Here is a 25,593-nt window from a genome sequence, read left to right as displayed (position 1 = left end):
ACGGGCCTGCTCGCCACGGGCCTGCTCGCCACGGGCCTGCTCGCCACGGGCCTGCTCGCCACGGCTCTGCTCGCCATGGGAACGCCTGCCATCGGTCAGTGCGGACCAGCGGTTGTCCGAACTCGACCCGCCACCGCCTCGGCCACCGCTCGACCGGTCACCCGGAGCATCACCGGGCCGACCGCCGGAGCCACTTCTGGGCCGCTGGGGGAGGCCGTCATCGAGGGCATTCCCGGGGCGATCGCTCGCACCGTCACGGCCGCCACCCCGCGGCGCAGCGGAACCGTCGCCGGGCGAGGACTCGCCCCGCGGCTGGCCCGGTTCCACCGAGAGCTCCGGCGGGAGGCCGTCCTTGCCGCCCTTCACCTGGGGCAACGGCTGGGTCGCGTCCACCGGCGGCTGGTTCACTGCGGGCCCCGATCGCTGAGGGAGCGAATGCCCGGTTCGTTCACGGGAGCCTGGGGCCACGCCGCCAATGGGGTCTCTGCCACTGGGTCATGGTACGACGGAGTGTCACCGAAACGGCTGTGTCGCATTGTGATCCAAGATCGAACGGATAACGAATCGGTCAGAGCTGACGGTAGGCGCCCCGGTGATACAGCAGAGCACCGGACCGATCGTCACAAACGTCCGCCGCCACCACCTCACCCAGGACGATGTTGTGATCTCCGCCGGGGTACACCGCCGTGGTGCGGCACTCCAGCGTGGCCACCGCCTCGTCGAGCAGCGCGACGTCCGTCTCCGGGCCGCGGTGGTGCGGTATCCGGTCCAGCTGCCCGATCAACGGACGTCCGCGGTTGGCCAGCCAGTCGGCCACCGGCCGGTGCCCGGAGTCCAGGACGCTGACTCCCCAGACCCCGGCCTCGACCACGGCGTCGTGGAACCGGGCCTCGCGTTCCACGCAGACCAGCACCAGCAGCGGGTCCAGCGACACCGAGGTGAAGGCGTTGACCGTCATCGCGTGGTCGAGGCGCCCTTCCCGGCTCGTCACCACACAGATACCGGTGGCGAACCGCCCCACCGCCCGCCTGAACGTGCCCTGATCCACTGCCATGCGCCCCAGACTAAGAGCCCGGCCTGAGAGCGCTTCGATCCCGCAGATCCACGCTCTGGCCGGACTGCGCCTCGGTGAGCACCCGCCCGATCTCCCCGCCGATCAACTCGTGCCGCTCCAGCAGGGCGTCACGCAGCGCCTCGACCAGGTGCTGGTTGTGCTCCAGCAGTTCCCGGGTGACCTGCTTGCGCGTGGCCAGCAGCTCCTCGAGCATCTTGCGGCCTTCGGCGTCGCCCATCAGCCGGGAGACCAGGTCGCCCCCGCCGGCCGAGGCTGCGAACGAGATCAGCGTGCCGCCCATCCCGGCGGAGCCGATCATCTGCGCCGCCACCGTGGTCGCATAGGTGAGGTCACCCGCCGGGCCGGTCGACACGTCCCCAAAGAAAAGCTCTTCGGCGACCTGACCCCCGAAGGCGATCGAGATCAACGCCCCGAGCTCCGCCTTCGAGCGGGTGTACACGTCGTCGCGGTCGCCGTGAGCCAGCAGCCCCAGCGAGTTCGCCCGCTTGATGATGGTCAGGATCTCCAGCCGGCGGTGCGGGGCCAGCAGCCAGGCCGCGACCGCATGCCCGGCCTCGTGCGTGGCGATCAGCCGCAGCTCGTGATCGGTGTAGCCGACCGGCTGCCCGAGCCCGACCTCGGTGACCAGCCGGGCCTGCTCCAGATCGCTCCACGACATCCCCGCCGCACCCCGGCGCACCGCGTTGACCAGGGCCTCGTCCAGCAGGTTCTCGATCCGGACCGGGCTGTACCCCTGGGTGACCCCGGCCAGCGCGTCCCGGTGCTCCGGGTCGGCCAGCTCGGCCTCGTGCGCCTTGCGCTCCAGGAAGTGGTCGATCAGCTCCCGCCGGCCGGCCTTGTCCGGCAGCCCGAACGTCATCCGGCGGTCGAACCGGCCCGGGCGCAGCAGCGCCGGGTCGAGCGCGTCGGCCCGGTTGGTGGCCGCGATGACCAGTACGTTCACCGGCTCCGGACGGGGGCGTGGGAGCTGCCGGGCGGCGGGCAGCAGGAGGTTGATCCGGTCCACGCCCCAGCCGATCGCCCGCTGCGCACCGGTGAGCTCGTCGAACGACTGCATCTGCACCAGCAGCTCGTTGACCACCGCCCCGACATCGCTGCTGACCATCCGCTCGACCTGCACCGGAGCCGTGTTCAGCACGGTCAGGCCGCTCAGCCCACCGCAGTCCGTCGAGTGCAGCGCAGCCGCCGGCGTGGCCGACAGCGAGACCCCGCCCCGGGCCAGGCCGATCGCGTCGATCTCCTCGATGAACGCGATCGCGCCACCCTCCCGGCGGGCGGCCTTGCGCAGCTCCTTGAAGAACGAGCGGATCTTGCGGCCGGTGGCGCCGTAGTACGAGGACTGGAACGCGGTGGCCGAGACGAACAGGAACGGCACCCCCGACTCGGCCGCCATCGCCTTGGCCATGTGCGTCTTTCCGGTGCCGGGTGAACCCTCGAAAAGGATTCCCCGGCGCGCGGTTCCGCCCATCTTGCGTTTGAAGGTCATGGCCGAGCGGAAGAGCTCGAGCGAACGGCGCACGTCCTCGGCCACCGGGGCCAGGCCCTTGACGTCGCTGATCCGCACCTCGATCTGCTCGGGCCGGTACAGCACGTGCGGTGAGCGCCCGGTGAAGGTCATCGTGCCCAGCGTCACCGCGGTCATCAGCCCGAAGAAGATGATCACGGTGAGCAGGAACGGGTCGATCGACGGCAGGGCCGGCAGGATCGGGTTCCCGCTCAGGTAGCGCCACCAGCAGTACCCGGCCACCGCGACCCCGGCCAGCAGCACCCGGCTCAGGCGCCGGCGCTGCCCCCGCGCGCGCTCCCGGCCGACGTCGTCGAGGCGCTCGTTCTCCAAAGCCCGGTGGCGCCCAAGCACCGTGTCGCTCGCCAAAACCGTCCTCCAAAGTTGTTTCCTGGTCCCAGGAGACACTCCGAAGTGGCCGTGGCTGCACTGCTGGTTGAGTCGTCACCCTCCCGGCGGTCAGCCGAACGCCCAAAGGCAGCACCCGTCGTCACTCATTGCGATTGGTTCCTACAGACGTATCGGTCCCCGGTGCCCGGTTCTCACTTAGGACGCACGTTCACGGACGATTCTGGGGGAATCATGAGCGAGAAGATCCAACTCGGCCTGCCGCTGCTGAAGAAGGGCAGCTCCGAGGTCATCGCGGTCCGCCGTCTGCAGGAGCTGCTGAACCACTTCCTGGTCGGCGGGGGCATGCTGGCGCCGCTGAAGGTGGACGGTGACTTCGGTGCGAAGACCGAGGAAGCGGTCGAGTATGTGCAGAAGTGGGCCAAGCTCGTGGTGGACGGCGATGTCGGGGCCAAGACCTGGACCTGGCTGCTGAACAACTGGTTCACCACCGAGGCGGACTGAATCAACGCAGATCGGGTGGGTTGCCCCGCGCGCCCACCCGATCTGAGTCTCAGGCGAACAGGTCTGTCTCGCGCCCCAATTCGTCGCGCACACCTCCGGTGTGGCCCCGCACCAGGCGATAGAACTCCAGCCCGAGCACCGGCTGGCTGATCTGGTTGCTCAGCGCGAAGGAGGCGTCGTTCGGGCTGAGCAGCACCTGGGTGGCGTGCGCCCGCAGCGCCTCGACCTTGGCCGGGGTGAACGCGGTGGCATCGATCGCGGTGGTGACCTGCTCGTCCGGAACCACCATGCTCGGCAGCCGGCCGTCCGGGTCCAGGCCGGTGTGGCCGGAGTTCTCCCGCATCAGCCGCAGGGCCTGACGAGTCAGCGTCTCGGGCAAGACGCTCCAGTAGACCTTCGGCACCGCCCAGGCATCCGGCCCTTGCACCGCCGCCAGCTCCACACCCCGCATCATCACCAGGTGCGCGTGAACGTGATCCGGATGGCCGTAACCGCCGCCGGGCTCGTACCCCACCACCACCTGCGGCTTCAGTTCGCGCAGGAGATCGGCCAGGCGCTCGGCCGGTTCTTCGACGTCGGTCAGGGCGAACGCACCGGGCGGCGGATTCGGTGACGGGACGACCACACCCTCGTGGTCGTAGGCCATTCCGGAGTCCGCGTAGACCGTGCCGCCGTCGGCCCGAACCGCAGCCGCCGGACGGCCGGGGGAAGTCGGATCGCCCAGGAAACGGTGGTCACTGATCCCCAGCGCAGTCATCGCCGCGGCCAGTTCACCCACCCGGAAATCGCCCAGCCGGTCGGGGTGCTGCAGGTGGGCCAGCTCCGGCGGGATCACCTCGCCCTGCTCACCGCGGGTGCAGGTGACCAGCGTGACCTGCGCACCCTCGGCGGCGTACTTGGCCATGGTGGCGCCGTTACCGATCGTCTCGTCGTCCGGATGGGCGTGCACGAGGACGATGCGCCTGGGGTTCTCGCTCATCCCGCCATTGTGGCGTCAGGGCCTCACCAGGAGTCGAACGTGGGGACGATCGCCTCGTCGATCGCCCGCAGCAGGGCCGAGGCGATGAACGGCTTGGTCAGATAGGTGGCGCCCAGGGCCCGGCCCTCGTCCACCTCGTCGCGCATCACCCGGGCGGACAGGAAGATGGCCGGCAGGTTGTCGCTGCCCTCCATCGCCCGCAGGTGCACGAGCAGTTCCATCCCACCCATCTCCGGCATCGAGATGTCGAGGATCGCGACATCCGGCCGGCCCCGCTCCGCCACCGCCGACAGCGCCGTCTTCGCCGAGGTCGTCCCGATCACCCGGTGCCCGTTGGACTGCAGCCGGAACGTGACGATCCGCACGGTGTCGGGATCGTCGTCCACCACCAGTACCCGGGCCATAACACGCCGTCCCCACACTCGGAAGCACTATCGTCCGTAGGGGGTGATCGGCCGTCCCGCTGCTGATCTTGAGGAATCCCGGGCCGTTCACCAGCGTCGTCAGAAATCGCGCCGATCGCTTCACCCGGGCAGCCGAGATGACGATCGGCCAGAGGTGACCCTTGCGACCACCCCGGCCGAGACGCCCCGCCGGGACCGGCCCGGCGACCACCGGCACCTGGGACGGTTCATCGGCACGCTCGCGCTGCTGGCCGTGCTGATCGTGGTGCCGACCACCGCCGCGGTGATCTCGTACGACCGGATGGTGCGTTCCAACGCCGAGCGGGAGATGCAGAACACCGCCGACCTGGCCAGCGTCTTCCTGCGGGAGCAGAGTTCCGGACTGGCCACGCTGATCGGTTCGGTGGCGGGCGACAACAATCTGGCCGAGGCGCTGGAGAACCCTCGGACTCAGGACACCCAGGACGCGGTCGCGCGGGTGCTGCGGACTCTGGCGGCGGCCGGGACGGACATTTCCACGGTGTTCGTCGTCGATGCGGACTACCAGGTGGTCGGGGACCTGCCGGACCGGGTGGCGGCCGGTTACGACCTCGGGGCCCAGGCCTGGGTGCCGGAGATCGACCCGGCCGCCCCGTATTCCGTCTCCTCGGTGTTCCAGAGCGATCTGACCGGCAACGACGTCAATCTCACGGCCGTGCCGGTCCGCGGCCACTCGGGCGGCCTGCTCGGCTACGTCGCGATTTCGCAGCGGATCTCCGGCTACCAGCGGTATGTGGACTCGTACGCCTCCGGCCGCGGCGTTCGGTTGAGCGTGCTGGACGCCTCGGACCGGCTGGTGGCGGACAGCGAAGGTGCTGCCGGGCAAGGGATCGCCGAATCGGTACGGCTGGCCCGGGGGCGTAGCGTGCTGGCCGGCAGCGGTCAGATCGTGGCGGTCAGTACGCCCTCGGCGGGTGAGAACGGTTACGGGTGGCGGGTGGTCGCTCAGGAGGACGAGGCCACCGCGATGCGGCCGGCGGTGTTCTTCCGGGCGGCGGCGATCGGGACCGGAGCCGTGCTGCTGATCAGCGCGGTGGTGGTGGCCGCGGTGCGGCGCCGGGCCAACTTCGCGGCGCGCCAGGCCACCTACTCGCTCAGCGAGAACCAGCGGCGGCTGCAGGATCTGGCCAACTCCTCGCCCGGTGTGCTGCTGCGCCTGACTCCGGACGGCACGGTGGACTTCTGCTCGGTGGGCGGTGAGCAACTGCTCGGCATCCCGGTGGAGGAGCTGGCCGGCCGGGAGCTGGCGCCCTTCCTGATGGCCGAGAGCGACCCGGAAACCGCCGACCGGCTGAAGGAACTGGTGCGCAGCGGCGAGCAGCAGGTGTTCCTGGCCCGGACCCGGGGCCCGGGCGGCACCCGGCGGATCGTGGAGTGCAACTTCCGGATCCGCAATGAGGGCGTGGACGAGATCTGGGGCTCGCTGCAGGACGTCACCGACCGGCTGAGCGCTCGCGACCAGGTGGAGCAGCTGTTCCAGCTGTCGGCCGACTTCATGGCGGTGGCCGACTTCGGCGGTCGGCTGGTGCAGACCAACCCGGTCTGGTCGGCCGCCCTCGGGATCGGTCCGGACCAGCTGCTCGGCCTGCGCTTCGAGGAGGTCTTCCACGTCGAGGACCAGCGCCGGGTCGCCGACCAGCTGGTCCGCCTGGTCACCGAGCCGGGCGTGGCCACCTTCGAGAACCGTTACGTGCGCGAGGCTTCGGTGCACACCCTGCTGTGGACCGTGGCCTCCGACCCGGACCGCCGGCTGATCTACGCGGTGGGCCGCGACATCACCGCGCAGAAGGACCTGCAGAACGCCCTGGCCGAGACCCGGGACCAGGCGGTCGAGGCGTCCCGGCTGAAGTCCGAGTTCGTGGCCACCATGAGCCACGAGATCCGGACCCCGATGAACGGCGTGATCGGCCTGACCGACCTGCTGCTGGGCACCCCGCTGACCGAGACCCAGCGGCGCTACGTGGAAGGGGTGCGCACGGCCGGCGACGCCCTGCTCACGGTGATCAACGACATCCTCGACTTCTCCAAGATCGAGGCCGGCCGGCTGCTGCTGGACAAGGTCGACTTCCGGCTCGAGGACGTGGTCGACGACGTGGTCACCCTGGTCCGGCAGAACGCCTCGGCCAAGGGCCTGGAGCTGAACGTGGAGTACGGGGCGGGGGTGCCGTTCGCGCTGAACGGCGACCCGGGCCGGCTGCGGCAGATCCTGCTGAACCTGACCCACAACGCGGTGAAGTTCACCGAGAGCGGCGGGGTCTCGATCGCGGTGACCCCGGGCGCGGCTCGTTCGGACGGCCTGGTCTCGGTGGACTTCGCGGTCACCGACACCGGGATCGGGATCGAGCCGGCCCGGCTGGACCTGCTGTTCGAGCCGTTCCGGCAGGCCGACGAGGGCACCAGCCGGGCCTACGGCGGGACCGGGCTGGGGCTGTCGATCAGCCGGCGCCTGGCCGATCTGATGGGCGGGACGATCCGGGCCACCAGCGAGATCGGCCGGGGGGCGACCTTCGTGGCCGAGCTGGTGTTCGCCCCGGCGGCCGACTGGGGACGCTCGGTGCGCGGTCGCGACGCCCGCGGGCTGGCGGTCCTGGTGGTCGACGACAACGAGGTCAACCGGCTGGTGATGACCACCCAGCTGACCCGCTGGGGGATGCGCCCGGTGGCGGCCGGCTCGGCCGACGAGGCGTTGGACATGCTGACCAACCGCTCCGCCCCGGTGGGTGGGTACGACCTGGCGGTGGTGGACATGCACATGCCCGAGAAGGACGGGATGACGCTGATCGAGCAGGTCCGGCGGGTCCCGGCGCTGGCCAACCTGCCGGTGATCCTGGTCAGTTCCGGCGCCGAGGTGGACGAGCAGGAGGCGCTGGCCCGGGGGATCGCGGCCCGGCTGACCAAGCCGGTGCGCCAGTCCGACCTGTTCAGCGCGCTGACCCGGGTGAGTCTGCCGGCGGTGGAGTCCGCTGCGGCGGCTTCGCCCGACCCGGTGGCCTCGGCGGACTCGCCCGAGCCGGTGCCGGAATCGGTGCTGGAGCCGGAACCCGAAGCGGCGCAACCGGTTGCGGCGCCGGAAGGCTCCGCGCGGGAGGGGTTCCGGCTGCTGCTGGTCGAGGACAACGACATCAACCAGACCGTCGCGCTCGGCATCCTGTCGCAGCTGGGTTACCAGGTCGACGTGGCCGGGCACGGTGAGCAGGCGCTGACCATGACCGAGCAGCACGACTACGACGCGATCCTGATGGACTGCCAGATGCCGGTGATGGACGGCTACACCGCCACCGTCGAGCTGCGCAAACGCCCGGCCACCCGGGAGGTTCCGATCATTGCGATGACCGCGGCCACGTTCGCCGCCGACCGGCAGCGCTGCTTCGACTCGGGGATGGACGACTTCATCGCCAAGCCGGTGCGCTCGGCCACCCTGCAGGCCACCCTGAACCGCTGGCTGCGGATCGGCACCGACGAGCCGCCGGCCGGCCGGGCCCAGAAGGTGCAGCCGATGGCCCCGCACTACTCGGCGGTGCGCGACCGGGTGGCCGCCTTCCGCGACAACGAGCACGTCACGGTGATCCCTACGGCCGTGAACCCAGCACCGGCGGCGGTCGGAGTTCTGGAAGAGGACTCCCGCCCGGCCGTCCCCCGTCAGGCGGGGCCGACCGAGGAAACCTTGGTGGAGGAACGACCGTCCGCGGGTGCACCGGACGGCTCAGGTCAGGAGGTACCCGTCATCGCCGAGACCCAAGAGCGGATCACCGAGCTCCTCGGAGAAGGTTCCGACTTCGAGATCGAGCTGGTGCGCGACATCATCAGCTCGTTCCTGTCCCGCAGCGTGGACCTGTTCCAGCGCCTCGGCCTGGCCGTCGCCGCCGACGACTCCGAGGCCGCCTACCTGCATTCGCACAGCCTGGCCGGGGCCGGCCTGAACCTCGGCACGGTCCGGGTGGTGGAGATCGCCAGGGTGATCGAGGCCGAGGCCCGGGCCGGCCGGGCCGGGCAGTGCGGCCAGCTGATGATCGACCTGGAGGTGGCGCTGGACCAGGCCCGGGTGAACCTGCGCGACCTGGCCGCCGGCCTGCCCGAGCCCGGGACCGGCTAGCCGGCCAGGTACCGGTAGCGGTGGTGGAAGACGAAGCCGGCCTTGGCGTAGCTCGCCAGGGCCGGTTCGTTGCCGGCCTCCACCTGCAGGTACATCGACATCGCGCCGTGCTGCCAGCTCCACTCGGCGACCGCCCCGATCAGGGCCAGTGACAGGCCCTGCCGCCGCCACTGCGGCAGCACCTTCATCGCGGTCAGCCCGCTCCACCCCTCGGCGAGCGAACCCCGGCCCAACCCCACCAACTCGCCCGCCGACGTCTTCACTGAGGCGAACACCTGACGTGGCGCGGAGGTGAGCAACCGGATCCCGTGCTCCGGCACCGCCTGCCCGCGATAGCGGTACTGCTCGATCCAGACCGGATCCGGCTCGTCCGCCAGGGTGATCTCGAGGTCTTCGGGCAGCGGCCGCCCGCCCAGCCGGGCCTGCAGCCCCCGCAGTTCGGCCACCGGGGCAGTAAGCACAGAGGTAGGAGTGATCTCCTCCCAGCCCGCGCCCTCGAACACCGCGGCCGCGGCCAGCAGTTGCTCACCGTCCAGGTCGTTGGGCCGGGGCTCGGGCAGGCTCGCCCGGGGGCGCAGCCCTCGCTCTGTGTACCAGTCCTCGACCTCGGTCAGGGCGACGTCCAGCGGCATGCCCGGCTCCCCGACCGGCAGCACCGAATTGGCCCGGCCGGTGTAGCCCCCGCTGGCCCGCAGCAGCCAACCGCCCAGCCAGTCCTGCTCCGCGGCCTGCCAGTGCTTGGCCATCACCAGTTCCAGGTCGGCCACCGACAGGGCCAGGTGCGGCGGTGCCGGCCGGGTGGCCTTCGGCGGAACCGGCTTGCCCGCGACCACGCTGCCCAGCCGCACCTCCACCGGCCCGCGCCGGCCCTGCACCCGCAGCGTGTGCTCGTCCGCCGCCAGCAACTCGCCCAGCACGTCACGCACGCCCTCGCCGTCGCGGAAACGGATCACCACGCGCGAACCGACATGCTCGGCCCACCTGCTGCTGGACGGCGTATTCATGCCCGGGACCCTTTCATGAGGTCACCCTTCGGCGACACGTGGTTTCCGGATCAGAGATACTGGGCCGGGCCCACTCGAGCGGGCCCCGACGACGTGCCCTGGAGAGCGACCAGGGCAGCCTTACAGGAGGACCGACGTGACCTACGTCATCGCGCAGCCTTGCGTGGATGTGAAGGACAAGGCCTGCATCGAGGAGTGCCCTGTCGACTGCATCTACGAAGGGGAACGGATGCTCTACATCCACCCCGACGAGTGCGTGGACTGTGGTGCCTGTGAGCCGGTCTGCCCCGTCGAGGCGATCTTCTACGAGGACGACGTCCCGGAGCAGTGGGGCGACTACTACAAGGCCAACGTGGAGTTCTTCGGCGACCTGGGCTCCCCGGGCGGCGCCGCCAAGATGGGCCTGATCAACAAGGACCACGGCCTGATCTCCGCGCTGCCGCCGCAGGCCGAGGAGTGAGCGCTCCGGTGCTGCCCGACTTCCCTTGGGACCGGCTCACGCCGTTCAAGAGCCAGGCCGGGCAGCACCCGGGCGGAATCGTCGACCTGTCGGTCGGCACCCCGGTCGACCCCACCCCCGACGTGGTCCGGCAGGCGCTGACCGCGGCCGCCGACGCGCCCGGGTACCCGCAGACCTACGGCACCCCGCCCCTGCGGGAGGCCGTGGCGGCCTGGTTCGCCCGCCGGCGCAACGTGCCCGACCTGGATCCGGCCGGCGTGATGCCGACGATCGGCTCCAAGGAACTGGTCGCCTGGCTGCCCACTCTGCTGGGGCTGGGAGCGGGCGATGTCGTCATGCATCCCCAAGTGGCATATCCCACGTACGACGTGGGTGCGCGACTGGCCGGAGCCACTCCACTGGCCGCCGACGGCACGCTTCAGGTGGGCCCGGCCAAGAACGCGGTCAAGCTGCTCTGGCTGAACTCGCCGGGCAATCCGACCGGCCGGGTGCTGGGCGTGGAACACCTGCGCAAGATGGTCGAATGGGCACGTTCGGTCGGGGCCGTGGTGGCCAGCGACGAGTGCTACGCCGAGCTCGGCTGGGACGGCGTCGAGGTGCCGAGCATCCTCGACCCGGAGGTCTGCGGCGGCTCGCACGAGGGTCTGCTGGCGGTCTACTCGACCAGCAAGCAGTCCAACCTGGCCGGTTACCGCGCCGCCTTCGTGGCCGGTGATCCCGTTCTGGTGCAACGTCTTCTGGAGATCCGCAAGCACGCCGGGATGATCGTCCCCTGGCCCGTGCAGGAGGCGCTGCGCGCCGCTCTGGGCGACGACGAGCACGTCGCGCAGCAGCGCGAGCGGTACCGCCGTCGGCGTGAAATCGTGCGCGAGTGGCTGGGCGCCGAGGGCTTCAAGATCGACCACTCGCAGGCCGGCCTGTACTTCTGGGCCACCCGGGACGAGCCCTGCTGGGACACGGTTGCCGATCTCGCCGGACGCGGGATCCTGGTCACACCGGGAGATTTCTACGGCCCGGCGGGGGCCCGGCACGTCCGGGTAGCTCTGACCGTGAGTGACGAAAGAGTGGCGCAACTCGCTGACCGGGCGGCTGGTCCGGATGGCTCCTCAGGATCAACGAGGGGTAACTTGCGTTAAGGCCATGTGTCCCGGCCTACCAGCCGGGCATGAGGTCATTAGACCCTGGACCCAGACACCAGCGTGGGAGCGTCCTATGTCCGACGGATCTGATCAGATCACCCTGAAGTACCCAGGCGGCGAACTCGACCTGGGGGTGACCCGGGCCACCGAGGGCGGCTCCGGTTTCGGTATCTCCTCGCTCCTGTCCACGAGCGGTTACGTGACCCTGGACCCGGGTTTCACGAACACCGCATCGTGCACCTCGGCCATCACCTACATCGACGGTGACCAGGGCATCCTGCGCTACCGCGGTTACCCGATCGCCGACCTGGCCGAGAAGTCCACCTTCCTCGAGGTCAGCTACCTGCTGATCTACGGTGAGCTGCCGTCCGCCACGCAGCTGGAGGACTTCACCACCCGGATCCAGCGGCACACGCTGCTGCACGAGGACTTCAAGCGCTTCTTCGACGGTTTCCCGCGCGACGCGCACCCGATGCCGGTGCTGTCGGCCGCCGTCTCGGCGCTGGGCACGTTCTATCCGGACAGCACCAGCATCCGCGACCACGACCAGGTCGAACTGGCCACGGTCCGGCTGCTGGCCAAGCTGCCGACGATCGCGGCCTACGCCTACAAGAAGTCGGTGGGCCAGCCGTTCCTCTACCCGGACAACTCGCTCGGCCTGGTGGAGAACTTCCTGCGGATGACGTTCGGCTTCCCGGCCGAGCCGTACGACGTGGACCCGGTCCTGGCCAAAGCCCTTGACCTGCTGTTCATTCTGCACGCCGACCACGAGCAGAACTGTTCCACCTCCACGGTCCGGCTGGTCGGCTCCGGCCAGGCCAACCTGTTCGCCTCGGTCTCGGCCGGCATCCACGCGCTGTCCGGCCCGCTGCACGGCGGCGCCAACTCGGCCGTGCTGGAGATGCTGGAAGAGATCAAGAACTCGCCCGACGGCCCGGACACCTTCATGAACAAGGTGAAGAACCGCGAGGGCGGGGTCCGGCTGATGGGCTTCGGGCACCGGGTCTACAAGAACTACGACCCGCGCGCGGCGATCATCAAGAAGACCGCCGACGACATCCTCCGGGGCCTCGGGGTGAACGACCCGCTGCTCGACATCGCGCTGCGGCTGGAGGAGATCGCGCTCAACGACGACTACTTCATCGAGCGCAAGCTGTACCCGAACGTGGACTTCTACACCGGCCTGATCTACAAGGCCATGGGCTTCCCGACCAAGATGTTCACGGTGCTCTTCGCCCTGGGCCGGCTGCCCGGGTGGATCGCCCAGTGGCGCGAGATGACGGAAGACAAGCAGACCAAGATCGGCCGTCCGCGGCAGGTCTACATCGGCGCTCCCGAGCGGCCGTACCTGGGGATCAGCGAACGCTGATAGGTCTCACAACGGCCCGGTGATCGGTACTTCCGGCGATCACCGGGCAATGGCTCCCGCCGGGTGCTCATCCGTGGATGAGTCGCCCGGTGGTTCCGTTTTGGTACTGCTTTGGGACGCGGTGGGCGCCGATCGCAGTCCCGGCCCCTCGGGGACCGGGTTGCGTTCAGTAGACGGTGATCTGGATCTGCCGGTTGCTGAGCTCGGAGGTGCTCTCCACCCAGCCGTTGTTCGAGTCGGCCCGGGTCCAGCGCTGCCCGGCCAGCGAAACCTGCTTGACCCCAAGGGCATCCGCGCGGGCCACCGCCCACGAGGCCAAAGCCCAGGCGTGCCGGTCGTTGTCGGAGGCCGGGACGGAGTACGTCAGGCTGGTGCCCGCGGTGTCCACCTCCGGCTTGCTGCGCCCCAGTTCCTCTTTCGCGGCGCTGCGCACGGCGGCGGCCCGCTCGGTCAGGCCGTTCTCGCCGGGCTGCTGCGCGGCCAGGCCGGCATCGTCCTTCAGGACGCAGTTCCAGCCGCCGGGCGAGCGGCCGGACAACGGTGAGACGATCAGCCGGGCCTCGGGCTCGTGGTCGGCGTAGGCCTCGGGGAAGCCGGAACGCTGCACCTTCTGGGCGGCCTCGGTGATGGTGAGATCGTCCAGGTCGCCGATCTTCTCGAGCTCGTCGTAGAACTTGTTGGTGGCGTAGATCGGGTCGAGGATCTCCTCGCGGGTTCCCCAGCCCATCGAAGGACGTTGCTGGAACAAGCCCACCGAGTCCCGGTCGCCGTAGGTGATGTTGCGCAGCTTGGACTCCTGGATGGCGGTGGCCACGCCGATCGTGGCCGCGCGCACCGGGAACTCGCGCTTTTCGGCGATGCCGGTGATGATCGCGGCGTTGTCGGCCTGATCGATCTCCAGGGTGTGCTTGCTGCCGTCGGTGAACTCGCCGGTGCAGATCTCGCGCAGCGTCACCGGCCCGACCGCGCCCTGCAGCCAGACCCAGGCGCCGCCCACGGCCAGCCCGGCGGTGACCGCGATCACCGTCAGGCCGATCAGGAACCCGCGGAAAGGACTGCGGCGCTTGCCCTTCTGGGCAGCCTTGCCCGACTTGCTTGCTGAGGCGGGCCGGTTGGTGCGGCTGCCTCGCTGGCTACCGTGGCCGGCGCGCATGTCGTCCCCGTACTCGTCGTCCGGTTCGCCGAAGAAGTCGGCGCGCTCGTCATGCCGGGCTGCTGCGTCGCGGTGATCGTCGGACTCGTAAGGTTCTTGCGGCCTGGACATCTCGACTGGCTCGACCGGTTTGGCGGCGGGGCGCCGGCGGCCGAACGGAAGGTGCCGGTTGTCCTCGTCGTCCTGAGGCATCGGCCGGGTACCGGCCGCGGAGTCCTCGGGCGGCCGACCGCCGCCGGGGACGGGTCGCTCCCGGCGTGGGGCACCGGCCTTCGGGCCCTTGGCGGGCACCGGGCGCGTCGGGTCGAAGCGGTTCACGCCGCCGGAACCTCCTTGCCTTCGTGGTACAGATCGAGCCGGTGATCATGCAGCTTCTTCCTGAGAGAAAACTGCATGACCACTGCGCAGGCCTCAGTCGTTGGCGTGCAGCGCCGCGTTCAGCTCGAAGGTGAAGCCGCCGCTGCGGGCCAGGGCCTCCACTGCGCCGGAGATCGAGTTGCGGCGGAACAGCAGGCCGTTGGCCCCGGACAGGGCCGAGGCCTTGACCACCTTCGGGTTCTCCTTGCTGGCGGGCGTGCCCTCGGTCTCGGCGCCCTTCGGCTCCGACAGCAGCAGCACCTTGGTGCCGGCGGTCAGGTACAGGCCGGCCTCCACGACACAGTCGTCACCCAGGCTGATGCCCAGGCCTGCGTTGGCGCCGAGCAGGCAGCGCTCGCCGATCGCGATGACCTCCTTGCCGCCGCCCGACAGCGTTCCCATGATCGACGCGCCGCCCCCGATGTCCGAGCCCTCGCCGACCGCGACGCCCTGCGAGATCCGGCCCTCAACCATCGAGTTGCCCAGCGTGCCCGCGTTGAAGTTGACGAAACCCTCGTGCATCACCGTGGTTCCGGCCGCCAGGTGGGCGCCCAGGCGGACCCGGCTGGCGTCGGCGATCCGCACCCCGGTCGGCAGCACGTAGTCGGTCATCCGCGGGAACTTGTCCACGCCGGTCACCTCGACCCGGGTGCCCGGGCCGCCGCCGGCCCGGATCCGCAGCCGGGTGGCCTCGAAGTCCTCGGCCGGGCAGGGGCCGTGGTTGGTCCACACCACGTTCGGCAGGGCGCCGAAGATGCCGCTCAGGTTGATCGTGTTGGGCTGCACCAGGCGGTGCGAGAGCAGGTGCAGACGCAGGTAGGCGTCCGGAGTGTCCTTCGGCTCGGCGTCCAGGTCGATCTCGGTGCGCACGACGTGCAGGCGCACCTTGCGGTGCGGGTCGGTGCCCTCCAGCGAGGCCAGATCGGCCGGAACGGCGTACGGGCCGGAGGCCTCAGGGGCGGCGCCGAGCTGCGGAGCCGGGTACCAGGTGTCCAGTACAACCCCGGCCTCGGTGCTGCTGGCCAGGCCATAACCCCAGGCCAGGCGGGAAGTGGAAGCGGGCGCGGGGGACGTGGAACTCACCTCGGTCATGTCTGCATCCTACGGGCGGGCGCAGGGTGGTCCTGCCGGTAAGGTCGCGCACATGACTGAGCCTGCGGCCCCGGTGAAACTCGATCTGGCCGGAGACGTCGCGGAACTCACGCGCGCCCTGTGCGACATCCCTTCCGTCAGTGGTGACGAGCTCCTCATCGCCGACTCCATCCAGGAGGCGCTGCAGGCCTACCCCCATCTCGAGGTCATCCGCGACGGCAACTGCGTCATCGCCCGCACGAATCTCGGCCGGGCCGAGCGAGTCGTCATCGCGGGGCACATCGACACCGTCCCGATCGCCGACAACCTGCCGACCTGGCTGTCTCCCGACGGCACGATGCTCCACGGTCGCGGAACGGTGGACATGAAGGGCGGCGTCGCCGTCGCACTGGCACTGGCCGCGCAGGTCGAAGCGCCCTCTCGCGACATCACCTACGTGTTCTACGACTGCGAAGAGGTAGAGGCCACCCGCAACGGGCTGGGCCGGCTCTCCCGCACTCGGCCCGAACTGCTCCAGGCGGACTTCGCGGTGTTGGGGGAGCCCACTTCGGCGGTGGTCGAGGGCGGCTGTCAGGGGACCATGCGGATCGAGGTGGAGACCACAGGAACGGCGGCCCACTCGGCGCGGTCGTGGATGGGCTCCAACGCGATCCACAAGGCCGGCGCCGTCCTGGACATCCTGAACGAGTACCAGGCGCGCGAGATCGAGGTGGACGGGCTGGTCTACCGGGAGGGCCTGAACGCCGTAGGTATCTCCGGGGGCATTGCTGGGAACGTGATCCCCGACCGCTGCACGGTGCTGGTCAACTACCGGTTCGCCCCGGACAAGACGCTGGACGAGGCCGAGGCGCACCTGCGCTCGCTGTTCGGCGAGTACGCGGTGAAGGTCACGGATGCTTCACCCGCGGCCCGGCCGGGGCTGAACGCGCCGGTGGCGGCCGAGTTCGTCCGGGCCGTGGGCGGAACTCCCGGCCCGAAGTTCGGCTGGACCGACGTGGCGCTGTTCTCCACGCTCGGTATCCCGGCGGTGAACTTCGGGCCCGGCAACCCCTCGCTGGCGCACAAGGACGACGAGCAGTGCCCGGTCAGCGAGATCGCGGCCTGCCTGAGCGCCCTGCGGCGCTGGCTGACCGCCTAGAAACCTGAAATTGAGGACGTCGTGGTCGCCTCAGGCGACCGCGAACAGATGGTCGACGATCGGGTCGGGAACCGCGTAGGAGTTCGCCCCGTCGATCGTCAGGCAGGTGGTGGTGCCCTGCATGAACCAGACCACGTCGTCGAACTCGAACGGCACCACCGGGCGCATCAGCCAGTGCTTGAACGACTCCCGGTGCATCACGGCCAGCGTGCGATTGCCGTACCAGAGCGTCACCGTGTCGATCCGCACCACGACCTCGATCGTGCCCACCCGCCAGCCCCGGCTGTCGGTGAGGTCGAACTCCAGCCGGCCGGTCCACTGAACCGGATGCACCTGCTGCGGATTGAACGGGGTACGCGGAGTCTGGGGGGCCGTGTCGGCCGCCCGGTCGTCACTGCGGTCCGGCTTGGAAGCGTCGAGTCGGCTGCCACTGGTCTGCTGCTCTGTCATCAGGTCTCGATTCCGCCCGTCACGCCCGTCACCGTCGCCGTACTCCGCACTGCTGCGCGTGGCCGGAATCCGCACGTCAGCCACAACGGGCTCGCGCCCGGCCCGCCGTCACCGTGCTGGTCTGCGTACTCATCTCGCCAGCGTCCCCCGGTCATCTCGCCCGTTGTGTCGCACCGTTACATCTTGCTCACGCATAGGCTTAATCAATGAGTGATTAGAGCGCAATATGGCGTTTTGCGCACCCGACGAGTGCAGTAAGCGTTCATTGATGAAGGTGGACAGGGGGTGTGGAAGATGCGGGGTCGTGTTACGGGGTACTTGCGAGTGTTAAGGGACCAAGGGGAACGGCGAGCAGATGGGCCGATACAGCCGAGAGATTTAAGAATCCTCGGCTCGGCCGAATCCGGTTACCGCCCGGTGCAGTCCCAGTGCATCAGCCCGGTGCATCAGGAGGGTGCAGCCGACAAGGCGGATCCAGCGGGGTGCCGCACCGCAGACTCATACCCCTGGCCTGCCCCGCCGGCCAGCGCGTCTGCCTGCGCCGCCGCTGCGCCTCTTCCGGCTCCCGGCGTGGGGCGAGCGGGGTCGGCCGTTTTGCTCGGCGTGGCTTTCCGGCTGCTCGCCATCGCCGGTGGTCCTTCGGTGGTCGCGGGGGCAATCCGGCGTTGTGTACTTCGAGTACATCCGGTGCCATGTGTACACAAGTGGCGGTGGGGGGTCGTTTCTCGCGGGGCCCCGGTCGGGCTCGGCGCGCACCATGGTCATGGGGCAAGCGGGCGCCTTCTCACCTACTGCGGTGGAACGGTGCTGCCTCGGCGTGACTTGCGGGTCGCGCCCTAGTCCCTAGGGCCTGTCCTGCGGATCTTTGCCTACTGCGGGGCACCCGGGACGCCGTCTGACCGCGTCCGGCGTGGCCCCACGCAAAACCATTGCGAGGGGCCCCACCGGCCACGCCCAGCCGACGCCCCGGGCACCTCCTCGCTACGGCCCTGATCCGCAGGACAGACCCTAGTCGTTGCGGTGCCGGCGGCGGGCCGAGAGGTCGATGATCGCCTGGCGTGAGGTGGGCGGGCCCAAGGGGTCGCGGCGGCCCTTGCCAGAGGACTTGCCCGACCCTGACTGCTCGCGGCCTTCGTCTTCACCGTTCTCGTCCGGCCAGCCGTTCGCCGAGCCGGCGCCGGCCTGCGGGTCCTTGTCCCACGGGGCCGGTGAGGACGGGGATGGGCTGGGGCTCCAGGGAGCGGGCTCTTCCGGGGCGTTGCTGTACGGCGAGGGGTAGGACGAGCTGCCGGAGTAGCTGTCGCCGAAGCTCGAGCTGCCGTACGACGAGCTGCTGCTGGAATAGCTGCTGTCCGAACCGGAAGATGAGCCCGAGGACGGGTAACCGGAACCGCTGCCGTACGAGGAACCGGAGTAGCTGTCACTGGACGACCGGCTGCTCGAGCTGCCGGAACCGGAGCCGGGCAGGGGGTCGTTGAGCGGGTCGCTCAGGGCCCGGATCGTCTCGGTGGACGGGCCGAGGTTCGGGTTGGGCCGGTAGATCTCGGCCGCTGCCTCCTGGAAACGGCGGTCCGCTTCGACCTGCTCCGGGCGCGGGGCCGAGGGCGTGGTGGGGGACTCGATCGCGGCGGCGCCGGGCATCATCCAGCTGCCGGTGTTCGGGCCCTGGGTGGTGGGCCAGCTGCCGGTGCTGCCGGATGCCGAAGCAGCCAGCCGGGCGGCCCGCTCGTAGGCCTCGCGGCGAATCTCCTCGGCGGCCCGGCGCACCTCTTCCAGGCGGCGGCGCTCGGCCTCGTCCCGCTCAGCCTGATCGCGGGCCAGGCGTTCGGCTTCTTCCCGCTCGGCGCGCTCACGGGCCTCGCGTTCCCGGCGGGCTGCCGCGGCGCGCTCGCGGGCCTCGTGGATCCGGCGCTCACGCTCGACCCGCTGCCGCTCCAGGCGGTCGGCCTCGGCCTTGGCCAGGGCCTCCTTGCGCTCCTTCTCGGCCTTTTCGGCAGCGATCCGCTCGGCTTCCGCCTTGGCCCGGGCCTCGGCTTCCTTGCGCTCGCGCTCCAGCCGTTCCCGTTCGAGCCGTTCCCGTTCGAGCCGTTCCCGTTCGAGCCGGGCCTGCTCCAGGCGCTCGCGCTCGAGGCGTTCGCGTTCCAGCCGTTCCCGTTCCAGGCGCTCGCGCTCGACGCGCTCCCGTTCCAGCCGTTCCCGTTCCAGCCGTTCCCGCTCCAGGCGTTCGCGTTCCAGGCGCTCGGCCTCGGCCTTGGCGCGGGCCTCCGCCTCCCGACGCTCACGTTCGACACGTTCGCGTTCACGACGTTCGGCCTCCGCCTTGGCGTGCGCCTCGGCAGCGATCCGCTCACGTTCCTTGCGCTCGCGATCCAGGCGCTCGGCCTCGGCCTTGGCCCGGGCCTCCGCCTCCCGACGCTCGCGCTCACGGCGCTCGGCGTCACGACGTTCACGTTCACGTCGCTCGTGTTCGATCCGCTCGCGTTCGCGGCGTTCCGCCTCGGCCTTGGCCAGCGCGGCCTGGCGTTCCCGCTCCAGCCGCTCGGCCTCGGCGCGGGCCTGCGCCGCCTCCCGCTCCCGCTCGATCTGCTCGGCCAGGCGCCGGGCCTCGGCCTCGATCCGCTCGCGCTCTTCCTTCTCGCGGCGCTCGGCCTCAATACGCTGCCGGGCCTCCTGGGCCGCGCGTTCCCGAGCCTCCCGTTCGCGAGCCTCCCGCTCAGCCCGTTCCCGGGCCTCCCGCTCGATCCGCTCTCGGGCTGCCCGCTCCCGTTCGGCGCGTTCCTGAGCCTGACGTTCGGCCTGCTCCCGGGCTTCTCGCTCGACCTTGGCCCGGGACTCCCGCACTGCCCGATCCTGGGCCTCGGAAGCCTGCCGGGACACCACAGAAGCAGCTGCAGCCTCTGCCCCGAGCGCCCCGAGCAGGCCCTGCGGCTCGACCGAGATGCCGTTGACCGGCGAAGCCGCCGCCTCGGCGTCCCGCGCCGCCCGCCGCGAGCGCCGGGTACCGGTGCCGGGCGTCTTCGGCGACTGTGACGATGCCGACTGGGACGACGGAGTGGACTGCGGCAGCTCGGCAGTGGTGCCGTAAGGCGTTTCGGCCCGGCCCTCTTCGATCTCGCGATCGGCCAGGCCGTCGGCGAGCGCCGGGTCTCCCGCAGCCGGCAACCGCAGGTCGACCCCGTTCACCGGGGCGGTACCCGAGGTGACCTCAGCGGCACTGGCATCGAGTTCCGGGTCGGTGGCCCGACGTCCCCCATTGAGCCCTTGAGAGACTGCGGAACGCGTGCCCGGACGGCTGTGCGGGCCGAGCACCTCGGCGCCGAGAGTGCGGGTCGGCGTGGGCGGTATCGAGACGGCCGTGACATCGTCCGCCGATTCCGCATCCCAGCTGGTGGTGGGGGCGCCGCTGTAGAGCGAGCGCGCCTCTTCGTCGCCCGGACGTTCCCGCTTGGCGGCCAGCAGACGTTCGTCGGCCCGGCGGAACAGCTTCTCGGCGTCCGCGTCGGGGCGCCGGCCGGACAGTGACCAAACCGCGGCCACCCCGGTGGTGATCGTCACGTCGAGACCGTCGGCCAGCTCGTTCCAGGGCCGTGCCCCGACCGCCGCGCACATCCGCTCGGCGACCGCGTTGGCCTCTTCGTCGCCGGTCCCGGGCAGCAGCACCACGAATTCGTCGCCGCCGTAACGCAGCAGCTGATCGTCGGTGCGCAGCTGCAGGGACAGGCTCGCGGCCACCCGGCGCAGCACCTCGTCCCCGACGACGTGGGTGAAACGGTCGTTGATCTCTTTGAAGTGGTTGACGTCGACCAGGATCAGCGCCAGCGGCAGCGAGCCGAAACGCAGCAGCTGCCGCAGTTCCTCGTCCAGCGCCCGGCGGTTACCCACCCCGGTCAGCGCATCGGTACGGCTCTCGGTGCGCAGCGCCTGGTGTTCCAGGGCCTGGCGGGCGGTGTCGGCCACCAGGTCCATCCCGCGCCAGCCGAGCCGGACCAGCAGCTCGGTCATCCGGTGCAGCACCGGCACGACCTCGCCGTTGGCGTAAGTCTCCAGCCAGAGCCGTTCCCGGGTCCGGCAGACCTCGAGCACCAGGTTGGGCAGGGTGGCCGGCGGGGCGATCGCCGCGTCGTCCAGGCTGCGGGCAGTGGCCAGCGAGCCGACCAGGGCGTGGGCCCGCATCGCGGCCAGCGAGACGATCTGACGCTCGGCGGAGGGTAGGTCACCCACCGTGCCGAAAGCATCGGGTCCGAGCAGCCGCAGGGCCTCGGACGGCCGGCCGCGGTAGGCGGCGGCCAGCGCCCGCACCCCGTTCGCACCCCGGCGCAAGGTGCCGGGGACCGCGTCCTCAGGCAGTTCGTCGACCTTCGTGGCCAACTCGACCGCACGCGTCATGAATTCTTGCTGCGGGTCCTGGGCACCCCCGGCCAGCGGTTCCATCGCCCGGGCGGCCAGTTCGGTGGCCCAGGTGGCCCAGTGCTCGGCCTGGTCGAGGGTGCTGCGCGAGGAGATGGTGTGCTCGATCCGGGTGCGGATCTCGTCGGCCCGGTCCTGCAGCCGCAGCGCCGCGTAGACCACCGCGAGGCCGTTCAGCAGCCGGTAGCCGCCGTCCTCGGTGAGCTCGTCGCCGGCCAGCGCGGAGTCGGCCCGGGCCAGGTCGGACGTGGCCCCGCCGATGTCTCCGGAGTCGACCCGGAACTGCGCCCGGGCGGCACAGGCGATCGCCGCCCAGAGCCCGGCCTGACGTTCGTGGGCGGCGCGTTCCAGCACGTCGCAGGCGGCGATGGCGGTCTGGTGACCCCCGCCCAGCCTGCGCAGCAGCACCGCGCGGCCGTACAGCGCGAGCAGCAGCGTCTCGTCGTCGGCGGTCTGGGCCAGGCTCGGGATCAGTGCCTCGAGTCGCCGAAGAGCGAGATCGGCGCGCCCGTACCGGCCTTCGACGACGAGTTTCTCGACGTCCGCCAGCGGAGACACGCCGTCCCGGGTCAACTCCTCCGGCAGACCGCGCACGCGCCGCACACTATCTGGGTTTGAGCGCACGACTCGAGTGAAGCGGGTCGTTAATTCTCAGGTGTGGGCTGAGCGTCACCTACGCGGACGAAGCGTAACGGTCGGGGCGGGTGATGAGGATGGTGTTGCGGTAGTGCGGGCCTGCCCCGAGCGCCTACCGTCACCGGATGAGCACGCGATCTGACAACGACCCGCAGCTGGCCAAGGACGAGCACACCTCCGGCCCGACCACGCTGCGTGGCGAACTGGTACCCGGATCCACCACCGACCAGAGGCTGCTGGACGGCCGCGGCCGAAGTGACTGGGTCCACACCGATCCCTGGCGGGTGATGCGCATCCAGGCCGAGTTCGTCGAGGGTTTCGGCACCCTCTCCGAGCTCGGGCCGGCGATCAGCGTCTTCGGCTCGGCCCGGACCCCGGAGGGCGCACCCGACTACAAGCTCGCCCAGCAGGTCGGGCAGGCGCTGGTGAAGGCCGGCTTCGCGGTGATCACCGGCGGCGGGCCGGGGGCGATGGCCGGGGCCAACCAGGGCGCGCACGAGGCCGAGGGGGTCTCGGTCGGCCTGGGTATCGAGCTGCCGTTCGAGCAGGGCCTGAACCCGTGGGTGAACCTGGGCGTCAACTTCCGCTACTTCTTCGCCCGCAAGACCATGTTCGTCAAGTACGCCCAGGGATTCATCGTGCTGCCGGGCGGTTTCGGCACCTTCGACGAGCTGTTCGAGGCGCTCGTGCTGGTACAGACCCACAAGGTCACCTCGTTCCCGATCGTGCTGCTGGGCACCGAGTACTGGCAGGGCCTGATGGACTGGCTGGCCGGGCCGGTGCTGGCCCGGGGGATGATCAAGGAGTCCGACCTGAAGCTGGTCACGCTCACCGACGACGTGGACGAGGCGGTGGCCCTGATGGTGGCCGCCCGCTCGGAACACGCCGCCGCCCCGGACCCCGCCGCGCGGGCCTGAGCCACCGGGTCAGAATGGCCTGGTGGCCCGCATCTGTGTTTTCTGCTCGTCGTCCGTGAGGATCGATCCCGCCTTCGTCGAGCTCGCCGCCCAGGTGGGCACCGCGATCGCCGCCCGGGGCCATGACCTGGTCTCCGGCGGCGGCTCGGTCTCGATGATGGGCGCGGTGGCCCAGGCGGTACGGGCCGGCGGCCGGCACACCGTGGGGGTGATCCCGCAGGCGCTGGTCGATCTGGAGGTGGCCGACCACGACTCGGACGAGCTGATCGTCACCCCCGACATGCGCACCCGGAAGGGGCGGATGGACGAGCTGGCGGACGCCTTCCTGACCCTGCCGGGCGGGATCGGCACGCTCGAGGAGCTGACCGAGGTCTGGGTGGCGGCCTCGCTGGGTATGCACGCCAAGCCGGTGGTGGTGCTCGACCCGACCGGGCTGTACGCGCCGCTGCACGAGCTGATCAGGAAGCTCTCGGCCGAGAACTTCCTGTCCGAGTCCGCGCTCGAGACCTTGGCCTGGACGGCTTCGGTGGACGAGGCGCTGGATCAGATCGACGCCCGGCTCGGCGAACTGCCGGTGGTGCCGGCCGTGATCGAGCAGGTGGAGTCCGCTCCGTGACGCTGCCTGCCCCCTCCGCCCGGCTCCGGCTCGGCGGCCGGGATTTCGCGCCCGGTGTGCCGGTGGTGATGGCGGTGATCAACCGCACCCCCGACTCGTTCTATGCCGGCAACCGGATGTTCGACGAGGACAAGGCGGCCGCCGCGGTGGCGAAGGCCGAGGCCGACGGCGCGGACATCGTCGACGTGGGCGGGGTGAAGGCTGGCCCGGGCGATCTGGTGGACACGGCCGAGGAACTGCGCCGGGTGGTCCCGTTCATCGCCCGGATTCGCGCGGCCCACCCCAATCTGCTGCTCAGCGTGGACACCTGGCGGGCCGACGTGGCCCGGGAGGCGTGCGCGGCCGGGGCGGACCTGATCAATGACACCTGGGCCGGTCACGATCCGGAGCTCCCTGAGATCGCGGCTGCCGCGGGGGCGGGGTTGGTCTGCTCCCACACCGGCGGAGCGGTCCCACGGACGCGTCCGCACCGGGTGGGCTACGGCACCTCGCCAGAGGGGGTGGTCGACGACGTCCTGAGCGGTCTGGCCTCCAGTGCCCGACGAGCAATGGACGCTGGGGTCCCGGGGGAGTCCTTGCTCCTGGACCCGACCCACGACTTCGGGAAGAACACCTGGCACGGCCTGGCTCTGCTGCGCCGTACCGACGATCTGGTGGCGCTAGGGCACCCGGTGCTGATGTCGTTGTCCCGCAAGGACTTCGTGGGCGAGACGCTGGACCTGCCGGTGGACGAACGGCTCGAGGGGACGCTGGCGGCGACGGCTGTGGCGGCCTGGTGCGGGGCGAAGGTCTTCCGGGTGCACGACGTCGCGGCCAGCCGGCGGGCGATCGACATGGTAGCGAGCATCCGCGGTGAACGGCCGCCGGCTCGTGCGGTGCGGGGGCTGGCGTGAGCGGTGGTTCAGAACTGCGTGAGGACGTGCGGGGCTGGTTCGCGCGGCGGACGTGGCAGCCGGTGCCGTGGTCGGCTGCGCAGCTGTTCGAGGCCAAGCGGGGGCAGACGGTCAGCGTGGTGCTGCCGGCGCTGAACGAGGAGGCGACGGTCGCCGGGGTGGTCGAGGCGGTCCGCGCGGCCGGGCCCCTGGTGGACGAGATCGTGGTGATGGACGGCGGGTGCACCGACCGCACGGCACAGCGCGCGGCCGCGGCCGGGGCCAAGGTGATCGGGCTGGCCGAGGCGCTGCCCGGGGTGGAGCCGCGGCCGGGCAAGGGCGAGGTGCTCTGGCGCTCGCTGGCCGCGACCACCGGCGACCTGGTGGTGTTCGTGGACGCGGATCTGGTCGAGGTGGGGCCGGAGGTGGTGGTCGGCCTGCTCGGGCCGCTGCTCACCGAACCGCAGGTGCAGCTGGTCAAGGGCTTCTACCGGCGGCCGCTGCGGCTGGACTCGGTGGAGCAGCGCAGCGGTGGCGGCCGGGTGACCGAGCTGATGGCCCGGCCGTTGCTGGCCCGGTTCGCGCCCCAGCTGAGTGGGGTCGTGCAGCCGCTGGGCGGGGAGTACGCGGCCCGGCGGGCGCTGCTGGAGCAGTTGCCGTTCGCCGGTGGGTACGGGGTCGAGATCGCCCTGCTGATGGACACCGTGCGCCGGGCCGGGCTGGACGCGATCGGGCAGGTGGACCTGGGGGTGCGCAAGCATCGCAACCGGGATCTGGCCGACCTGGGGGTGATGGCCTCGGAGATCCTGGCGGTGGTGCTGGATCGCGCCGGGGTGGACGAAGAGCCGCAGCCGGTCGACCTGGTGCAGTTCGCCGAGGCTGGTTCTTCGGCTGGTTCGTCGGCTGGTTCGTCGGTAAGGCCTGAGGCCGGGGGTGGCTGGCATCCGGTGGTACGGACCGTCGCGCGCTCCGGCCGGGCGCCGATCGAGCAGGTCCTGACCAGCTCATAGGCGCGACAAACCCGAACTGTCGGTGGC

At 70.6% G+C, this 25,593-nt stretch carries 19 protein-coding genes and 1 pseudogene; 10 read left to right on the top strand and 10 right to left on the bottom strand.

Going from position 1 to position 25,593, the window contains the following annotated elements:
- The 3 genes and pseudogenes from LR394_RS32100 to LR394_RS32090 form a co-directional block, all read right to left on the bottom strand.
- A pseudogene (locus LR394_RS32100) lies at positions 1-393 on the bottom strand (hypothetical protein); the annotation flags it as partial.
- Positions 394-568: 175 nt separating this feature from the next.
- Entirely contained in the window at positions 569-1,054 is a 486-nt protein-coding gene (locus LR394_RS32095; RefSeq protein ID WP_231448370.1) for a flavin reductase family protein, read from the bottom strand.
- Positions 1,055-1,064: 10 nt separating this feature from the next.
- A complete protein-coding gene (locus tag LR394_RS32090; RefSeq protein WP_231448369.1) occupies positions 1,065-2,948 on the bottom strand; it encodes an AAA family ATPase in 1,884 nt (627 codons plus the stop codon).
- 213 nt (positions 2,949-3,161) lie between these two features.
- On the opposite strand from LR394_RS32090, the gene LR394_RS32085 reads away from it, so the two are divergent.
- Positions 3,162-3,431, top strand: coding sequence for a peptidoglycan-binding domain-containing protein (locus LR394_RS32085; RefSeq protein ID WP_231448368.1), 270 nt, complete (start codon positions 3,162-3,164; stop codon positions 3,429-3,431).
- A gap of 49 nt (positions 3,432-3,480) precedes the next feature.
- Here LR394_RS32085 and mshB read toward each other — a convergent pair whose 3' ends face one another.
- Both mshB and LR394_RS32075 read right to left on the bottom strand, forming a co-directional pair.
- Entirely contained in the window at positions 3,481-4,410 is a 930-nt protein-coding gene (mshB, locus tag LR394_RS32080; RefSeq protein WP_231448367.1) for an N-acetyl-1-D-myo-inositol-2-amino-2-deoxy-alpha-D-glucopyranoside deacetylase, read from the bottom strand.
- A gap of 23 nt (positions 4,411-4,433) precedes the next feature.
- Positions 4,434-4,814 carry a response regulator gene (locus tag LR394_RS32075; protein ID WP_231448366.1) on the bottom strand — a complete coding sequence of 127 codons (381 nt, stop codon included), beginning with the start codon at positions 4,812-4,814 and terminating at the stop codon, positions 4,434-4,436.
- Between the two features lie 154 nt (positions 4,815-4,968).
- Here LR394_RS32075 and LR394_RS32070 point away from each other — a divergent pair, with 154 nt between their 5' ends.
- Positions 4,969-8,946: a response regulator gene (locus LR394_RS32070; protein ID WP_231448365.1), complete on the top strand. Its 3,978-nt coding sequence runs from the start codon at positions 4,969-4,971 to the stop codon at positions 8,944-8,946.
- Here the strand turns inward: LR394_RS32070 and LR394_RS32065 are convergent.
- On the bottom strand, positions 8,943-9,950 hold the full coding sequence (locus LR394_RS32065) for a GNAT family N-acetyltransferase (protein ID WP_231448364.1): 1,008 nt from the start codon (positions 9,948-9,950) through the stop codon (positions 8,943-8,945). The genes LR394_RS32070 and LR394_RS32065 overlap by 4 nt on opposite strands.
- A gap of 136 nt (positions 9,951-10,086) precedes the next feature.
- Here LR394_RS32065 and fdxA point away from each other — a divergent pair, with 136 nt between their 5' ends.
- From fdxA to LR394_RS32050, 3 genes are all read left to right on the top strand, one after another.
- Positions 10,087-10,410 carry a ferredoxin gene (fdxA, locus tag LR394_RS32060; protein WP_231448363.1) on the top strand — a complete coding sequence of 108 codons (324 nt, stop codon included), beginning with the start codon at positions 10,087-10,089 and terminating at the stop codon, positions 10,408-10,410.
- Positions 10,407-11,546 carry a succinyldiaminopimelate transaminase gene (gene dapC / locus LR394_RS32055; RefSeq protein WP_231448362.1) on the top strand — a complete coding sequence of 380 codons (1,140 nt, stop codon included), beginning with the start codon at positions 10,407-10,409 and terminating at the stop codon, positions 11,544-11,546. The genes fdxA and dapC overlap by 4 nt, the downstream gene beginning before the upstream one ends.
- 76 nt (positions 11,547-11,622) lie before the next feature.
- Positions 11,623-12,918, top strand: a complete 1,296-nt coding sequence (locus tag LR394_RS32050; RefSeq protein WP_231448361.1) for a citrate synthase — start codon at positions 11,623-11,625, stop codon at positions 12,916-12,918.
- Positions 12,919-13,084: 166 nt separating this feature from the next.
- Here the strand turns inward: LR394_RS32050 and LR394_RS32045 are convergent, their stop codons facing one another.
- Both LR394_RS32045 and dapD read right to left on the bottom strand, forming a co-directional pair.
- On the bottom strand, positions 13,085-14,389 hold the full coding sequence (locus LR394_RS32045) for a hypothetical protein (protein ID WP_231448360.1): 1,305 nt from the start codon (positions 14,387-14,389) through the stop codon (positions 13,085-13,087).
- A 93-nt stretch (positions 14,390-14,482) separates the two neighbouring features.
- A complete protein-coding gene (gene dapD, locus LR394_RS32040) occupies positions 14,483-15,520 on the bottom strand; it encodes a 2,3,4,5-tetrahydropyridine-2,6-dicarboxylate N-succinyltransferase (protein ID WP_231448359.1) in 1,038 nt (345 codons plus the stop codon).
- A gap of 52 nt (positions 15,521-15,572) precedes the next feature.
- Here dapD and dapE point away from each other — a divergent pair, with 52 nt between their 5' ends.
- Positions 15,573-16,658, top strand: coding sequence for a succinyl-diaminopimelate desuccinylase (dapE, locus tag LR394_RS32035; RefSeq protein ID WP_231448358.1), 1,086 nt, complete (start codon positions 15,573-15,575; stop codon positions 16,656-16,658).
- Between the two features lie 30 nt (positions 16,659-16,688).
- Here dapE and LR394_RS32030 read toward each other — a convergent pair whose 3' ends face one another.
- Together LR394_RS32030 and LR394_RS32025 are read right to left on the bottom strand one after the other, a co-directional pair.
- The gene (locus LR394_RS32030; RefSeq protein ID WP_231448357.1) at positions 16,689-17,108 is read right to left on the bottom strand and encodes a hypothetical protein; all 420 of its coding nucleotides are present in this window, start codon (positions 17,106-17,108) and stop codon (positions 16,689-16,691) included.
- Positions 17,109-18,116: 1,008 nt separating this feature from the next.
- Positions 18,117-22,109, bottom strand: a complete 3,993-nt coding sequence (locus tag LR394_RS32025; RefSeq protein ID WP_231448356.1) for a GGDEF domain-containing protein — start codon at positions 22,107-22,109, stop codon at positions 18,117-18,119.
- Positions 22,110-22,276: 167 nt separating this feature from the next.
- Here LR394_RS32025 and LR394_RS32020 point away from each other — a divergent pair, with 167 nt between their 5' ends.
- The 4 genes from LR394_RS32020 to LR394_RS32005 all read left to right on the top strand — a co-directional run bounded on the left by LR394_RS32020 (position 22,277) and on the right by LR394_RS32005 (position 25,566).
- Positions 22,277-23,068, top strand: a complete 792-nt coding sequence (locus tag LR394_RS32020; RefSeq protein WP_231448355.1) for an LOG family protein — start codon at positions 22,277-22,279, stop codon at positions 23,066-23,068.
- 55 nt (positions 23,069-23,123) lie between these two features.
- Positions 23,124-23,684: an LOG family protein gene (locus LR394_RS32015; protein WP_231448354.1), complete on the top strand. Its 561-nt coding sequence runs from the start codon at positions 23,124-23,126 to the stop codon at positions 23,682-23,684.
- Positions 23,685-23,752: 68 nt separating this feature from the next.
- A complete protein-coding gene (gene folP, locus LR394_RS32010) occupies positions 23,753-24,577 on the top strand; it encodes a dihydropteroate synthase (RefSeq protein ID WP_407937165.1) in 825 nt (274 codons plus the stop codon).
- On the top strand, positions 24,574-25,566 hold the full coding sequence (locus LR394_RS32005) for a glucosyl-3-phosphoglycerate synthase (RefSeq protein WP_231448352.1): 993 nt from the start codon (positions 24,574-24,576) through the stop codon (positions 25,564-25,566). Before folP ends, LR394_RS32005 begins: the two co-directional genes overlap by 4 nt.
- The last annotated feature ends 27 nt before the right edge of the window (positions 25,567-25,593 follow it).

The organism is Kineosporia babensis, assembly GCF_021129305.1.
In the GTDB taxonomy this organism is placed as follows: domain Bacteria; phylum Actinomycetota; class Actinomycetes; order Actinomycetales; family Kineosporiaceae; genus Kineosporia; species Kineosporia babensis.
Note: the sequence above shows the minus strand (reverse complement) of the source record. Positions and strands in the feature narration are given on the sequence as shown.

Excerpts from the sequence above, each read along its gene's own strand:
- dapD (WP_231448359.1), bottom strand. The coding sequence starts at position 15,520 with ATGACCGAGGTGAGTTCCACGTCCCCCGCGCCCGCTTCCACTTCCCGC.
- LR394_RS32065 (WP_231448364.1), bottom strand. The coding sequence starts at position 9,950 with ATGAATACGCCGTCCAGCAGCAGGTGGGCCGAGCATGTCGGTTCGCGC.
- LR394_RS32095 (WP_231448370.1), bottom strand. The coding sequence starts at position 1,054 with ATGGCAGTGGATCAGGGCACGTTCAGGCGGGCGGTGGGGCGGTTCGCC.
- dapE (WP_231448358.1), top strand. The coding sequence starts at position 15,573 with ATGACTGAGCCTGCGGCCCCGGTGAAACTCGATCTGGCCGGAGACGTC.
- LR394_RS32050 (WP_231448361.1), top strand. The coding sequence starts at position 11,623 with ATGTCCGACGGATCTGATCAGATCACCCTGAAGTACCCAGGCGGCGAA.
- mshB (WP_231448367.1), bottom strand. The coding sequence starts at position 4,410 with ATGAGCGAGAACCCCAGGCGCATCGTCCTCGTGCACGCCCATCCGGAC.
- LR394_RS32030 (WP_231448357.1), bottom strand. The coding sequence starts at position 17,108 with ATGACAGAGCAGCAGACCAGTGGCAGCCGACTCGACGCTTCCAAGCCG.
- LR394_RS32075 (WP_231448366.1), bottom strand. The coding sequence starts at position 4,814 with ATGGCCCGGGTACTGGTGGTGGACGACGATCCCGACACCGTGCGGATC.
- LR394_RS32085 (WP_231448368.1), top strand. The coding sequence starts at position 3,162 with ATGAGCGAGAAGATCCAACTCGGCCTGCCGCTGCTGAAGAAGGGCAGC.
- LR394_RS32020 (WP_231448355.1), top strand. The coding sequence starts at position 22,277 with ATGAGCACGCGATCTGACAACGACCCGCAGCTGGCCAAGGACGAGCAC.
- folP (WP_407937165.1), top strand. The coding sequence starts at position 23,753 with ATGGCGGTGATCAACCGCACCCCCGACTCGTTCTATGCCGGCAACCGG.